Origin of the sequence: Pseudomonas sp. SORGH_AS_0211 (assembly GCF_031453455.1) — a bacterium.
GTDB classification, from domain to species: Bacteria; Pseudomonadota; Gammaproteobacteria; order Pseudomonadales; family Pseudomonadaceae; genus Chryseomonas; species Chryseomonas aestiva.
The window spans coordinates 3,728,881-3,743,281 of the sequence record NZ_JAVIZV010000001.1 but is presented as its reverse complement, the minus strand read 5'-3'; the positions used below and the strand labels follow the sequence as shown (position 1 = coordinate 3,743,281).

11 protein-coding genes, 2 tRNA genes and 2 pseudogenes are annotated in these 14,401 nt (G+C 65.5%); 13 read left to right on the top strand and 2 right to left on the bottom strand.

Annotated features, from left to right (window positions below; all coding sequences use genetic code 11):
* Positions 1-7 precede the first annotated feature (7 nt).
* The 6 genes and pseudogenes from hflK to QE393_RS22625 form a co-directional block, all read left to right on the top strand.
* The gene (gene hflK / locus QE393_RS17310; protein WP_158891391.1) at positions 8-1,195 is read left to right on the top strand and encodes an FtsH protease activity modulator HflK; all 1,188 of its coding nucleotides are present in this window, start codon (positions 8-10) and stop codon (positions 1,193-1,195) included.
* Positions 1,195-2,064, top strand: coding sequence for a protease modulator HflC (hflC, locus tag QE393_RS17305; protein ID WP_017642910.1), 870 nt, complete (start codon positions 1,195-1,197; stop codon positions 2,062-2,064). The genes hflK and hflC overlap by 1 nt, the downstream gene beginning before the upstream one ends.
* Before the next feature lie 255 nt (positions 2,065-2,319).
* Complete coding sequence (locus QE393_RS17300; protein ID WP_273808179.1) at positions 2,320-3,507, top strand: ATP phosphoribosyltransferase regulatory subunit; 1,188 nt, start codon at positions 2,320-2,322, stop codon at positions 3,505-3,507.
* A 78-nt stretch (positions 3,508-3,585) separates the two neighbouring features.
* Positions 3,586-4,881, top strand: coding sequence for an adenylosuccinate synthase (locus tag QE393_RS17295; protein WP_273808178.1), 1,296 nt, complete (start codon positions 3,586-3,588; stop codon positions 4,879-4,881).
* A 12-nt stretch (positions 4,882-4,893) separates the two neighbouring features.
* Positions 4,894-6,156 (top strand): annotated as a pseudogene (locus QE393_RS22630) (HAMP domain-containing protein); the annotation flags it as partial.
* A 342-nt stretch (positions 6,157-6,498) separates the two neighbouring features.
* Positions 6,499-7,014 (top strand): annotated as a pseudogene (locus tag QE393_RS22625) (methyl-accepting chemotaxis protein); the annotation flags it as partial.
* 89 nt (positions 7,015-7,103) lie between these two features.
* On the opposite strand, the gene QE393_RS17285 reads toward QE393_RS22625, so the two are convergent.
* Together QE393_RS17285 and QE393_RS17280 are read right to left on the bottom strand one after the other, a co-directional pair.
* Positions 7,104-7,190: transfer RNA gene (locus QE393_RS17285), tRNA-Leu, on the bottom strand.
* 112 nt (positions 7,191-7,302) lie between these two features.
* Positions 7,303-7,389: transfer RNA gene (locus tag QE393_RS17280), tRNA-Leu, on the bottom strand.
* A 210-nt stretch (positions 7,390-7,599) separates the two neighbouring features.
* On the opposite strand from QE393_RS17280, the gene rnr reads away from it, so the two are divergent.
* The 7 genes from rnr (at position 7,600) to rplI (ending at position 14,324) form a co-directional block, all read left to right on the top strand.
* Complete coding sequence (rnr, locus tag QE393_RS17275; RefSeq protein WP_405046261.1) at positions 7,600-10,821, top strand: ribonuclease R; 3,222 nt, start codon at positions 7,600-7,602, stop codon at positions 10,819-10,821.
* Positions 10,818-11,570: a 23S rRNA (guanosine(2251)-2'-O)-methyltransferase RlmB gene (rlmB, locus tag QE393_RS17270; protein ID WP_273808176.1), complete on the top strand. Its 753-nt coding sequence runs from the start codon at positions 10,818-10,820 to the stop codon at positions 11,568-11,570. The genes rnr and rlmB overlap by 4 nt, the downstream gene beginning before the upstream one ends.
* A gap of 130 nt (positions 11,571-11,700) precedes the next feature.
* Positions 11,701-12,075, top strand: coding sequence for a response regulator (locus QE393_RS17265; protein ID WP_007161147.1), 375 nt, complete (start codon positions 11,701-11,703; stop codon positions 12,073-12,075).
* A 182-nt stretch (positions 12,076-12,257) separates the two neighbouring features.
* A complete protein-coding gene (rpsF, locus tag QE393_RS17260; protein ID WP_007161146.1) occupies positions 12,258-12,674 on the top strand; it encodes a 30S ribosomal protein S6 in 417 nt (138 codons plus the stop codon).
* 26 nt (positions 12,675-12,700) lie between these two features.
* Positions 12,701-12,931: a 30S ribosomal protein S18 gene (gene rpsR / locus QE393_RS17255; RefSeq protein WP_059316384.1), complete on the top strand. Its 231-nt coding sequence runs from the start codon at positions 12,701-12,703 to the stop codon at positions 12,929-12,931.
* 35 nt (positions 12,932-12,966) lie between these two features.
* Entirely contained in the window at positions 12,967-13,857 is an 891-nt protein-coding gene (locus tag QE393_RS17250; protein ID WP_310044825.1) for a hypothetical protein, read from the top strand.
* A 20-nt stretch (positions 13,858-13,877) separates the two neighbouring features.
* Positions 13,878-14,324: a 50S ribosomal protein L9 gene (gene rplI, locus QE393_RS17245; RefSeq protein WP_158896715.1), complete on the top strand. Its 447-nt coding sequence runs from the start codon at positions 13,878-13,880 to the stop codon at positions 14,322-14,324.
* Positions 14,325-14,401 lie beyond the last annotated feature (77 nt).

Below are 14,401 nucleotides of genomic sequence, written 5' to 3'. Positions count from 1 at the left end.
GAGCGCTATGGCTTGGAACGAGCCCGGTGGCAACTCGAACAATCAAGACCCCTGGGGCGGCCGCAACAACAATGGTGGCGGCAATGGTGGACGCAAGGGGCCGCCGGATCTCGACGAAGCCTTGCGTAAGTTTCAGGACCGCATCAACCGCCTGGTCGGCGGCAAGAAGCGGTCCGGCGGCAGTGGCGGCGACAGTTTCGGCTCGGGTGGTGGCAAGGGCTTGCTGCTCCTGGGCGTACTGCTGGTCGGCGCGCTCTGGCTGTACAACGCCGTCTACGTCGTGGACGAGCAGGAGCAGGCGGTGGTGCTGCGCCTGGGCAAATACCATGAGACGGTAGGGCCCGGCCTGAACATCTACTTTCCGCCCTTCGAGACCAAGTACCAGGAAAACGTGACCCGTGAGCGGGCCTACAGCAAGCAGGGCGCCATGCTGACCCAGGACGAGAACATCGTCGAGGTGCCGCTGACGGTCCAGTACCGCATCACCAACCTCAAGGACTTCGTCCTCAACGTCGACCAGCCCGAGGTCAGCCTGCAGCAGGCGACCGACAGCGCCGTGCGCCACGTGGCCGGCTCCTCGACCATGGATCAGTTGCTGACCGACGGCCGCGAGCAGGTCGCCACCAATGTGCGCGAGCGTCTGCAGCGCTTCCTCGACACCTACGGCACCGGCATCACCGTGACCCAGGTGAACATCCAGAGCGCCGCGGCGCCGCGCGAAGTTCAGGAAGCCTTCGACGACGTGATCCGTGCTCGCGAGGACGAGCAGCGCGAGAAGAACCAGGCCGAAGCCTATGCCAACGGCGTGATTCCCGAGGCTCGCGGTGCTGCCCAGCGCATCATCGAGGAAGCCAACGGCTATCGCGACGAAGTCGTGGCCCGTGCCCAGGGTGATGCCTCGCGCTTCAGCCAGCTGGCGGTCCAGTACGCGGCCAATCCGCAGCTGACCCGTGAGCGTCTGTACATCGAGACGATGCAGGAAGTGCTTGGCCAGTCGAGCAAGATCATGGTTACCGGTCAGGCCGGCCAGAATCTGCTCTACCTGCCGCTCGACAAGCTGATGCAGAACCGTGCCCCGGCACCGACCTCGGCCATCAGCAGCGGTGCTGCCCCGGCGGCATCGAGCGACACGGCGGCCTCGGTCATTCGCAATCTGCCGCAGTCCACCGAAGCGCGTACGAGGGAGAGCCGCTGATGAGCAACAAATCGCTGGCCGCGCTGATCGTCGTGGTCGTTCTGGGCCTTGCGGCCTGGAGCAGTCTGTTCGTGGTGAAGGAGACCGAGCGCGCGGTAATGCTGCGCTTCGGTCGCGTGGTCGAGCCCAACCTGGAGCCCGGCCTGCACTTCAAGATCCCGTACGTCAACCGGGTGCGCAAGTTCGATGCCCGCCTGCAGACGCTGGACACCCCGACGCAGCGTTTCCTGACGCTGGAAAAGAAAGCGGTGATGGTCGATGCCTACGCCAAGTGGCGCATCTTCAATGCCGATCGCTACTACACCGCGACCTCGGGTCTCAAGCAGATCGCCGACGAACGCCTGCTGCGCCGCCTGGAAGCGGGACTGCGTGACCAGTTCGGTCGTCGCACCCTGCACGAGGTGGTCTCCGGTGAGCGGGATGCCATGGTCGGCTCGCTGACCGCGGCGCTGAACAAGATGGCCAACCAGGAGCTGGGTATCGAGGTGCTGGACGTGCGCGTCAAGGCCATCGACCTGCCCAAGGAAGTCAGCCGCAGCGTCTATGAGCGGATGAGTACCGAGCGCGAGCGAGAGGCCCGTGAGCACCGCGCCAAGGGTCGCGAACTGGCCGAAGGCATCCGTGCCGACGCCGATCGTCAGCGCCGCGTGCTGCTGGCCGAAGCCTATCGCCAGGCCGAACAGGCTCGCGGTGAGGGTGATGCCCAGGCGGCCCAGGTGTATTCCCAGGCCTACTCGAAGAATCCGTCGTTCTTCTCCTTCTATCGCAGCCTGCAGGCCTATCGCTCCAGCTTCTCCAGCAAGAGCGATGTCCTGGTGCTGGATCCGAAGAGCGATTTCTTCAAGTATTTCCAGAGTCCGGGGCAGTGAGGTCCGGGATGAGCGGCGACTAGGCTTCGCTCGTCGTTCATCCCCGATCGCCGATTTTTTCGTGTTATCATGAATCAGCCGGGGCCATCCCCGGCTTTTTTGCGTCCGTACGAAACCCGTGGAAGGGCGACGCCCTGGCTGATCCGGGTAGCAATCCACGGCAGAGCGGCTTGATCCGGCGGCAGGATTCTCCAGGAGTCCACTGCGCCGACCTCGGCAGCCGCGTGCCGATCCATGACATGGAGAAGAGGCCTAATGGCTACGGTAGACCGCTGGCTGCTGCCTGACGGTATCGAGGAAATCCTGCCGCCCGACGCGGCGCGCATCGAAGGCGCTCGGCGCCGGGTGCTGGAACTGTTCCATTGCTGGGGCTACGAGTTCGTCATCACCCCGCACCTGGAATTCCTGGAATCGCTGCTCACCGGCGCGGCCAAGGAGCTGGAGCTGCGCACCTTCAAGGTGACCGATCCCAGTTCCGGTCGCCTCATGGGCTTCCGCTCCGACATCACGCCCCAGGTGGCGCGCATGGAGGCCCATAGCCTCAAGCAGAGCGGCCCAAGCCGGCTGTGCTATGCCGGCAGCGTGCTGCATACCCGTCCCCGTGCCCTGTCCACCTCGCGCAGCCCGATCCAGGTCGGCGCCGAGCTCTATGGCGTGCCCGGCAGCGAAGGGGATCTGGAAGTCATCAGCCTGATGCTCGATGTGCTCGAGCAGGCCCAGGTGCCCGATATCCACATGGATCTGGGGCACGTGGGGATCTATCGCGGGCTGTGCCAGGCGGCCGGCATCTCCGGCGCCAGCGAGCAGCAGCTGTTCGATGCCCTGCAGCGCAAGGCGGTGGACGAGATCGCCGAGCTGACCGCCGAATTGCCCGCCGCCGAGCGCGGCTGGCTGCGGTCGCTGGCTGAGCTCAGCGGCGATGCCGCGGTGCTCGACCAGGCCCGGCAGCGGCTGGCGGGTGCGCCCGCAGGCGTCCTGCAGTCGCTGGACGAGCTGATCGCTCTGGCCGAATCGCTCAAGGGTCGTTTCCCGGGCGTGCCGCTGTATTTCGATCTGGGCGAGCTGCGCGGTTATCACTACCACACCGGGGTGGTCTTCGCCGCCTTCGTGCCGGGCACCGGGCAGTCCATCGCCCAGGGTGGTCGCTATGACAACATCGGTGCCGACTTCGGGCGTTCGCGTCCCGCCACCGGTTTTTCCACCGATCTGAAGACCCTCGTCGAGCTGGGCACCGCCGTGCTCGACGAACCACGTCGCGGCATCTGGGCGCCGGCTGGCCATGCGCCGGTGCTCTGGCAGGCGGTGCGCGAATTGCGCGCCGCGGGCGAGCGGGTGGTCCAGGCCACCGGTTATGACGACGCGGACCAGCTGCACAGCTCGGGCTGCGATCGTCGCCTGGTCGAGCAGCAGGGCGCCTGGGTCGTGGTGCCCTTGAATTCCTAAGCACCGGATCTGGCATCCGGGTGAACGTGAGCATCGTCGGCCTGGCCGACAGAAATCTTCCTGACAGGGGATAAGGTTATGGGTAAGAACGTCGTCGTCCTGGGCACCCAGTGGGGTGATGAGGGCAAGGGCAAGATCGTGGACCTGCTGACCGACCAGGCCGCTGCCGTGGTGCGTTATCAGGGCGGTCACAACGCCGGCCACACGCTGGTCATCGATGGCCAGAAGACCATCCTGCGGCTGATTCCCTCGGGCATCCTGCGCGCCGACACCCAGTGCCTGATCGGCAATGGCGTGGTGCTGTCGCCGGAAGCCCTGTTCAAGGAAGTCGGCGAGCTGGAAGCGCGCGGCGTGCCGGTGCGCGAGCGCCTGCGCATCAGCTCGGCCTGCTCGCTGATCCTGCCCTATCACGTGGCCCTGGATCAGGCCCGCGAGAAGGCCCGTGGCGAAGCCAAGATCGGCACCACCGGTCGCGGCATCGGCCCGGCCTACGAAGACAAGATCGCCCGTCGCGGTCTGCGTGTCGGCGATCTGTTCCACCCGGAGCGTTTCGCCGTCAAGCTCAAGGAGGTGCTGGACTATCACAACTTCGTCCTGCAGAACTACTTCAACGAGCCGCCGGTGGACTTCCAGAAGACCTACGACGAGGCCATGGCGCACGCCAAGGTCATGCAGCCGCTGGTCATGGACGTCGTCAGCCGCCTGCACGAGCTGCGCAAGGCCGGTGAGAACCTGATGTTCGAAGGTGCCCAGGGCACCCTGCTGGACATCGACCACGGCACCTATCCCTTCGTCACCAGTTCCAACACCACCGCGGGTGGCGTGGCGACCGGTTCCGGCGTGGGTCCGCTGTACCTGGACTACATCCTCGGCATCACCAAGGCCTACACCACCCGCGTCGGCTCCGGTCCCTTCCCGACCGAGCTGTTCGACGAGACCGGTGCCTACCTGGCAAAGCAGGGCCACGAATTCGGCTCCGTGACCGGTCGTCCGCGCCGTTGCGGCTGGTTCGATGCCGTGATCCTGCGTCGCTCCATCGAGATCAACAGCATCTCCGGCCTGTGCCTGACCAAGCTGGACGTGCTCGATGGTCTGGAAACCGTGCGCATCTGCACCGGTTACAAGGATGCCGCCGGTAATCTGCTGACCGAGGCGCCTACCGACGCCGACAGCTACACCGGTCTGCAGCCGGTCTACGAGGATATGCCGGGCTGGAGCGAATCCACCGTGGGTGCCCAGAGCCTCGAGGCGCTGCCGGCCAACGCCCAGGCCTACATCCGCCGTATCGCCGAGCTGGTCGAGGCGCCGATCGACATCGTCTCGACCGGTCCGGATCGCAAGGAAACCATCGTGCTGCGCCATCCTTTCGCCTGATGCGCTAAAAGGATGCAGTCGGAAAAGCCCCGCCCCGCGGGGCTTTTCTGTTTTCGGGGTGCGAGAGACGCTGGTAGGTCGGGGACGGCCGCTGGTCCGAAATGGCCAGCATATTGCTATGACTATTTATCGCTGAGGCTCCAGCTCTTCTCGAGTTGGCCGACAGCCTGTAAATGTCCCTCGCCGCTGGAGACCCCCATGTCGTTTCTCTTGTCGCTGCTGCGCAGCCGTCTATTGCTGCCGGTATTCGTCAGTCTGTTGCTTGCCGTCGTTCTCCAGGTGGGCCTGGCGCTCTGGCTGACCCAGGGTGCGGTGAAGGGCCTGCAGTCCGGTCTGGCGGCGCGCCTGTCCGGTGAATCCGAGCAGCTCGCCGATACCCTGCGCCAGGCCGGTGGCGAGGTGGATGGCAGTCTTGCCGAGCTGGCCGGGCAGACCCGCGCGCGGCTGGCCGAGGGGCTTGCGCAACGCCTGGCGCGCGAGCGGCAGCAGGTGGGTGAAACCCTGACCGCCACCCTCAAGAGCAATGCGCAGAATCTGGCCGAGTTGCTGGCGGGTGTGGCGCCCAAGGCGATGTGGGATGCCGATGTGCCGGCGCTGTCCGACCTGGCGCGCCGGGCGCAGGGCAATCCCGAGGTGCTGTTCGTGGTCTTCCAGGATGCCCAGGGCCAGAACCTGACCCGCTATCTCAATCGTCAGGATGAGCGCGTGGCGCGCCTGCTCGCCATGGGGCAGGGCGAGGGTGCCCTGGCCAAGGTGCTGGATGCTGCGACCCGCGATCCCTCGGTCTATCGCGTGGATGCCTCCATCAGTCCCAACGGCGTGGAAATCGGCAAGGTGGTGGTGGGCTTTTCCACCCAGGTCATCGCGCGTACTGGCGCGGCCCTGGACCAGAGTTTCAAGACCCTGGTCGACGACGCCGGCGGTCTGGTCTCCAACAGCGTGACGGCAGCCGCCAAGGGCAGTGCCGCGACCCTGGCGACGCGTCTGGAAGGTACCCGTCAGGCCGCCCTGGCCATGAGTCGCAATGCCGGTGAGACGGTCGCCGCCCTGGCGGGCGCGCTGCGCTGGCAGATCGCCCTGGGGCTGATCGTGGTCGGCGTGGTGATGGTCGTGGCCGTGGCGCTGGTGCTGGGGCGGCGGGTGCTGCGCCGGATCGGCGTGCTGCAGCGGGCGCTGGACGATCTGGCGGCCGGGGAGGGGGATCTGACACGCCGCCTGCAGCTGGGGCAGGGCGATGAAATCCAGGCGTTGGGTGGGGCGGTCGATCGCTTCCTGGCCAAATTGCAGCCGCTGGTGGGCGAGGCCCATGGCGTCGCCGCACGTACCGGCGAGGAAATCCGTGGCCTGGCCGGCAGCAGCGCCACCGCCGAAGCGGCAGCGCTGCGTCAGCGCGAAGAGGTGGCCCGCAGCCTGGAGGCCTTGTCCGGCATCGCCGCGGAGGCCGAGGGCGAAAGCCTGGCCATGCAGGGCGCGCTGCAGCAGGTGGAGGCCATCCGCAGCTCTGCCCAGAGCAACGCCCGGATCGCCACCGAGGTGGCCGAAGGTATCGAGGGGCTGGTGACCCAGGTCGAATCGGGCGCCCAGGTGATCGAACGGCTGGCCGCGCAAAGCGAGCAGATCGAGGTGGTGCTGGATGTGATCCGCGGGATCGCCGAGCAGACCAATCTGCTGGCGCTCAATGCGGCCATCGAGGCAGCCAGGGCCGGCGAGAGCGGGCGTGGCTTCGCGGTGGTCGCCGACGAGGTGCGGGCGCTGGCCAGCAAGACTCAGGAATCCACCGGCAGCATCCGTACGCACATCGCCGGACTGCAGGAAGGGGCGCGCGAGGCCGTCGCCGCCATAGGCGAGGCACGGCAGCAGGCCAGCAGCGGGTTGGCCGTGCTGCGTGACAGCAAGCGCATCCAGCAGGATGTCCATCGCGCAGTGGATCAGGTGCATGCCAGCATGAGCACGGCGGCCCAGGCCGCCCAGCGCCAGGCGGCGGGTGCCGCGGCGGTGCGCCAGCGAGTCGAGGTCATCCATGGCGAGGCGCTGCGTGCCGCCGAGTCCGTGGCGGCCACTGCGGACAGCAGTCGTACCCTGGCGGAACTGGCCGCCCAGCTGCGCGGCAGTCTGGGACAATTCAAGGCGTAGGGGAGGGCCCGCGCCTTTTCGCGGGCAAGAAAAAACCGGCCGAAGCCGGTTTTTTCGTTGCGTCCGATCGGGGATCGTCCGCTTGGTATTGGTGCCCAGGAGAAGACTCGAACTTCCACGGTGTTGCCACCGCTAGGACCTGAACCTAGTGCGTCTACCAATTCCGCCACCTGGGCCTGCAGCGCGACTTCTGATCGCTTCCCGTCACCCTTGCGGGTTTCAGGATTAAAAAACCGGCTAGCGCCGGCTTTTCGTCGACCGATCTGCAAATCGATCGACTATAATGAGTGGTGCCCAGGAGAAGACTCGAACTTCCACGGTGTTGCCACCGCTAGGACCTGAACCTAGTGCGTCTACCAATTCCGCCACCTGGGCACTCAAGGCGATGATTGCTCATCTCCGGCGTCGTGATTGCTCCCGACGTCGTGGGGCGGCACTTTACTCAGGGGGCGTTTGCTTGTAAACCCCTGCTGTGAAAAATATTTTTATTGAGCATGCCAGGCTAACTATTGTGCGGTTTTCACGTTTCAATAGGCGTTATGGCAGTTCCTACCGAACCCAGACTTAGAAGGTAACCCCAGACTGATGGCCGATTGGCAATCCCTCGATCCCGAGGCCGCCCGGGAAGCGGAAAAGTACGATAACCCCATTCCGAGTCGCGAACTCATTCTGGCTCATCTTGCCGATCGCGGCGCCCCGGCCACACGGCCGCAGCTGGCCGAGGAATTCGGTCTCGTCACCGAGGACCAGCTCGAAGCCCTGCGGCGGCGTATGCGCGCCATGGAGCGCGACGGTCAGGTGATCTACACCCGCCGCGGTGCCTATGCGCCCATCGACAAGCTGGATCTGGTGCGCGGACGCATTGCCGGCCATCGCGATGGCTTCGGCTTCCTGATCCCCGACGACGGCAGCGACGACCTCTTCCTCAGCCCGGCGCAGATGCGCCTGGTGTTCGACGGCGACATCGCCCTGGCGCGGGTCGCCGGTCACGATCGGCGCGGTCGTCGCGAAGGCGGTCTGGTCGAGGTGGTCACCCGGGCACACGAATCCCTGGTCGGTCGTTTCTTCCAGGAGAGCGGCCTGGCCTACGTGGTGCCGGACAATCCCAAGATCGGCCAGCAGGTGCTGGTGCCCGAAGGCAAGCACGGCGGCGCCGCTCACGGCCAGTTCGTGCAGGTGCGCATCGACGAATGGCCCACCACCTTCCGCCAGGCCCAGGGCGAAGTGGTCGAGATTCTCGGCGACTACATGGCGCCGGGCATGGAGATCGAGGTGGCGCTGCGCAGCTACGACATCCCCAACGAATGGCCCAAGGCCGTCGAGAAGGAAGCCGCCAAGCTCAAGCCCGAGGTGGAAGAGAAGGACAAGCAGAAGCGCATCGACCTGCGCCAGTTGCCCTTCGTGACCATCGATGGCGAAGACGCCCGTGACTTCGACGATGCCGTCTATGCCGAGGCCAAGAAGTCCGGTGGCTGGCGGCTCTACGTCGCCATCGCCGACGTTTCCCACTACGTCAAGGTCGGCTCGGCGCTGGACGCCGAGGCGGAAAAGCGCGGCAACTCGGTGTATTTCCCCGAGCGCGTGATTCCCATGCTGCCCGAGGCCCTGTCCAACGGGCTCTGCTCGCTCAATCCGCAGGTGGATCGCCTGGCCATGGTCTGCGAGATGACCATCGCCGGCTCCGGGCGCATGACCGGCTACCAGTTCTACGAAGCGGTCATCCACTCCCACGCGCGCCTGACCTACAACAAGGTCTCCACGGTGCTAGAGCAGCCCAAGTCGGCCGAAGGCAAGCAGTTGCGCAAGCAGCTCGGCGAGGTGGTGCCGCACCTGGAGCAGCTCTACAGTCTGTACAAGGTACTGCTGGCTGCCCGTCATGTCCGCGGGGCCATCGATTTCGACACCCAGGACACTCGCATCGTCTTTGGCGCCGATCGCAAGATCTCCGAGATCCGCCCGACCCAGCGCAACGATGCCCACAAGCTGATCGAGGAATGCATGCTGTGCGCCAACGTGGCCACTGCCAAGTTCCTCGAGAAGCACAAGGTGCCGGCCCTGTACCGGGTGCACGATGCGCCACCCCTGGAAAAGCAGACCAACCTGCGTCAGTTCCTCGGCGAGATGGGGCTGTCGCTGACCAAGGGCAAGGCCAATCCGGTGCCGTCGGACTACCAGGCGCTGCTGCAGCAGATCCGCGAGCGGCCGGACTTCCGGCTGATCCAGACGGTGATGCTCAGGTCGCTGAGCCAGGCGGTCTACAGCCCGGACAACAACGGTCACTTCGGTCTCAACTACGAGGCCTATACCCATTTCACCTCGCCGATCCGGCGCTATCCGGATCTGCTGGTGCATCGGGCGATCCGCAGCGTCATCCGCTCCAAGCTGGAGACCAAGCACGTCAAGCGCGCAGGCGCGACGAGCATGGCCAAGGCGCGCATCTATCCCTATGACGAATTGCGCCTGGATCAGCTCGGCGAGCAGTGCTCCATGACCGAGCGCCGCGCTGACGAAGCCACGCGGGACGTCTCCAACTGGCTCAAGTGCGAGTTCATGAAGGATCGCGTCGGCGAGACCTTTGCCGGCGTCATCACCGCGGTGACCGGCTTCGGTCTGTTCGTCGAATTGTCCGAGGTGTTCGTCGAGGGTCTGGTGCATGTCACCGCGCTGCCCGACGACTACTACCACTTCGACAGCGTCCACCATCGCCTCTCCGGTGAGCGCAGCGGTCGCAGCTATCGCCTGGGCGATCCCCTCGAGGTGGTGGTGGCGCGCGTCGATCTGGACGAGCGCAAGATCGACTTCGTGCTGCCGGCCAGTGCCGGGGCGCCACGCGTGCGGGAAGAGCGCGAGCCGCGCAACAAGCGCGACAACCGTCGCCGTGGTGCGCCAGCGCCAGCGCTAGCGCAGGAGCCAAGCGCTGTTCCGGCTGCCGAAGCCTCGGGCGAGTCTGTCTCCCCGGCGCCAGAGCGAGGGTCTCGCCGTTCGCGTAACGGCCGTCGTCGTGGCGCGCCGGCGCAGGAATCGAGTGTCGTCCCGGTTGCCGAGGCTGCGGTCGAGCCCGTTTCGGCGAAGTCTGAGCAGCAGTCCAGTTCTTCGCGTAACGGCCGTCGTCGTGGCGCGCCGTCACAGGAATCGAGCGTCGTCCCGGTTGCCGAGGCTGCGGTCGAGACCGTTTCGGCGAAGTCTGAGCAGCAGCCCAACCCTTCGCGTAACGGTCGTCGTCGTGGTGCGCCGGCGCAGGAGCAGGGGGTCGCCGCGGCGGTCGAGGCAACACCTGCAAGCGTTTCGCCGGAGTCGGAGTCCGAACCGCGGCGCTCGCGCAGCGCCCGTCGGCGCGCGGCCGCTGCGGGGCGAAAGCAGGACGCCGAGGCGTCTATGCCAGCCTCGGTTGAGGTGACTTCGCCAGAAGCGCCGAAGCAGGACGACCCGTTGCTTGGTAATACCGACGTCAGACGTAGTCGTGCGGTGAAGCAGGCGCTGCTGGCCGAAGCCAAGGTCGAGGGCGGCAAGCCCAAAGCCCAAGGCAAAGCCAAGGCCAAGGCCAAAGGTAATAGCGACAAGGGCAAGGCCAGCGACACGGCCAAGAGCCGTACCGCACCAGCACGTCAGGATAAAGGGGCGGCTGCCGAAGGGGCTGCGGCGGTGGATGCCAAGGTCAAGAAGGCCAAGGCTGCAAGTGCCAAGAAGAAATCGGCAGGCAAGTCCAAGGCCGAAGGCCAGGCCAAGGCTGCAGCCAAAGGCAAGACCAAGACCAAGGCGAAGAAGCCCCATCGCAAGGGTCAGTCGCGCCCCAAGGATGACGCATGAGCCAGCTGGAGACCGTCTACGGTATCCACGCCGTGGAAGCGCTGTTGCGCTTCCATCCGCGGCGGGTGAAGCAGCTGTGGATCGCCGAAGGGCGGCGTGAGCCGCGGGTCGATACGCTGCTGGAGCTGGCCGCCGGTCAGCGTCTGGCGGTGGAAAGCAAGCCGCGGGCCTTGCTCGATGAGCTGGTCGAGGGTGTGCACCAGGGCGTGGTGGCCCAGGTCAGTCCGAGCCAGGTCTGGGGCGAGGCCATGCTCGAGGAGTTGCTCGACCGGGCCGAAGGACCGCCGCTGCTGCTGGTACTCGATGGCGTGACCGATCCGCACAACCTCGGTGCCTGCCTGCGCAGCGCCGATGCCGCCGGGGCCCTGGCGGTCATCGTGCCCAAGGACAAGTCGGCTACCCTGACCGCCGTAGTGCGCAAGGTGGCCTGTGGTGCTGCCGAGGTGTTGCCGCTGGTGGCGGTTACCAACCTGGCGCGCACCCTGGAAAAGCTGCAGAAGCGCGGCCTGTGGATCGTCGGGACCGCCGGTGAGGCGACCCAGGAGATCTACGACGTCGACATGAGTGGGCCGACCGTGGTGGTCATGGGCGCCGAGGGCAAGGGCATGCGCCGTCTGACCCGCGAGCATTGCGATCATCTGGCCCGTCTGCCCATGGCTGGCAGCGTCAGCAGTCTCAATGTCTCGGTGGCGACCGGGGTCTGCCTGTTCGAGGCCGTGCGTCAAAGACGCACCTCTGCGCCCAGGTAGTCCACGCTAGGAAACGTCTGGGTACCGACGCAGTGCGTATCGCACTATACGAATCGCGCTGCAGTGCGCAGAATACCGGCCTCGCCCCGGGAAAGCCCGGCGTGAGGCCTGTCAACAAGAGGATGCCCGCGTGAGTCAGGAGATCCAAGAGCCGGTAGGCTTGCGAGTGCTGCTCGTCGAAGACGATGCCACGCTGCGCATGCTGACCACCGAAGTCATCGAGGAGCTGGACCATCAGGTCACGGCGGTCGCCTCGGCAGAGGCTGCCCTGGAGTTGCTGCCGCAGCGCGAACACGATGTGCTGTTCACCGATATCGGGCTGGGCGGCATGTCCGGCATCGAATTGACCCGGCGCGCCCTGGCGATGGATCCGACGCTGCGCATCGTCGTGGCCTCGGGTTATGCCTTCGAGCGCGAGCCGGGCATGGAAGCGCGGGTCGGGGTGCTGATCAAGCCCTACGATCTGAACAAGATCCGCCAGGCCCTGGCCGACGTGCAACGCTGAGTGCCTGAGGTTGTCCGGCGGTCGCGCCGGACATGCCTGCGGTTGCGCCCTCCGGCGCCCTTCTCTAGAATGTTGCCCCTTGCCCGGAGTGCGTCCGCATTCCGCAGGGCAAGTCATCCGAACTATTCACTCCTTGTCTGACCGCGTTTCCGCGGCAGGCTGCAACCCGTAAGGAGCATTAAATGCGTCATTACGAAGTCGTGTTCCTGGTTCATCCGGACCAGAGCGAACAGGTGGGCGGCATGGTCGAGCGCTACACCAAGGCTATCGAAGAAGACGGTGGCAAAGTCCATCGCCTGGAAGACTGGGGCCGTCGTCAGCTGGCTTACGCCATCGACAACGTTCACAAGGCTCACTATGTACTCATGAACATCGAGTGCAGCGCCAAGGCCCTGGCCGAGCTGGAAGACAACTTCCGCTACAACGACGCCGTGATCCGCAACATGATCCTGCGCCGTGACGAGGCCGTCACCGGTCAATCCGAGATGCTCAAGGCCGAAGAAAACCGCAACGAGCGTCGCGAGCGTCGCGAGCGTCCTGCCGAGTCCGAGTCCGAGTCCGCCGAAGGCAACTCCGACGACGCCGACAGCGCCGAGTAATCTGGATCTAGCGAGGAATCATTGTCATGGCACGTTTCTTCCGTCGTCGTAAGTTCTGCCGTTTCACCGCCGAAGGCGTGAAAGAGATCGACTACAAGGATCTCAACACCCTGAAGGCCTACGTCTCCGAAACCGGCAAGATCGTCCCGAGCCGTATCACTGGCACCAAGGCCAAGTACCAGCGTCAGCTGGGCGCCGCCATCAAGCGTGCCCGTTACCTGGCCCTGCTGCCCTACACCGACAGCCACGGTCGTTGATCGACGCCTGATCACGAATAACGGATAAACACGGCATGCGGCCTCTGGCTGAGTTCATCATGCGCGGCCGTACTCAAGCCACCCTCGTGGTGGTGCTGGGTGCAGTCGTGCCGCTGCTGTACTGGATGACCGCTGCCGGTGGCAGCCTGGTGCTGTTGCGCCGGGGACCCACCGCGGCGGCCGGGGTGCTGGTCTGGGCCCTGCTGCCGGCGCTGTTCTGGCTGTATCTGGGTGATGCCAGCATCGTGCTGGTGTTGCTGGGTTCGACGCTGCTGGCGGCCATTTTGCGCCAGAGCCGGTCCTGGACACGGGTGTTGTTGGCCAGTGTCCCGCTGGGGTTGGTTTTCGCCCTGGTGCTGGGGCAGGTCTATGCCGAGGGCATCGCGCAACTGGCGGAGGAAATCCGCCGGTTGCTGCCCCAGGTGTTGGGCCCGAGTGCGGCGCAGTTGCCGCCGGAAAAGCAGGCGCAGTTGCAGCAGTTGCTGCTGCCCGTGCTGACCGGCCTGATGGCGGCGTTCTTCCAGATCACCTGCCTGCTGTGCCTGATGCTCGGGCGCCACTGGCAGGCGGCGCTGTACAACCCCCAGGGGTTCGGTCGCGAATTTCGCGTCCTGCGTCTGCGTCCGGCCATCGCGCTCGGCCTTCTGGCCCTGCTGGTGCTGGCGCCGAACCTGGGCAGCGGGCTTGGCCTGCTGACGCCGCTGTGCAGCGTGCCGCTGGCCTTTGCCGGCATCGCCCTGCTGCACGGGCTGGTGGCGGCCAAGCGCCTGGCAGGATTCTGGCTGGTGGGGCTGTACGTGACGCTGCTGCTGTTCGGGCAGCTGATCTATCCGTTGTTGGTGATTCTGGCTGTGATCGATAGCGTGTTCGATTTCCGTGGGCGGTCTGCGCAAGAGCCGCAGGGGCCCGCGGACGGTGAAGGTTAAAAGTTAAGAGGAAAGACTCAATGGATGTCATCCTGCTGGAAAAGATCGCCAATCTGGGCAACCTGGGCGACAAAGTGAACGTCAAGGGCGGCTACGCCCGTAACTTCCTGCTGCCGCAGGGCAAGGCTACCGCAGCCACCGCTGCCAACGTCGAGGCTTTCGAAGCTCGTCGCGCCGAGCTCGAGAAGCAGGCTGCCGAGAAGAAGTCCGAGGCTGACGCCCGTGCCGCCAAGCTGGCTGACCTGACCGTAACCATCGCTGCCAACTCCGGCGACGAAGGCAAGCTGTTCGGTTCCATCGGCACCCGCGACATCGCCGAAGCCGTCAGCGCCGCTGGCGTCGAGCTGGACAAGAGCGAAGTTCGCCTGCCCAACGGCGCGCTGCGCAGCGTTGGCGAATACGATGTCGAAGTGCACCTGCACACCGACGTCGAAGCTACCGTCAAGATCGTCGTCGTCGCTGAATAAGCGCGCCGTCGCCTGACTGGCGGACTTGCGCCCCGGCGCCGGTCTGTCGACAATCGGGCACGTCATTGCCAAGGCAG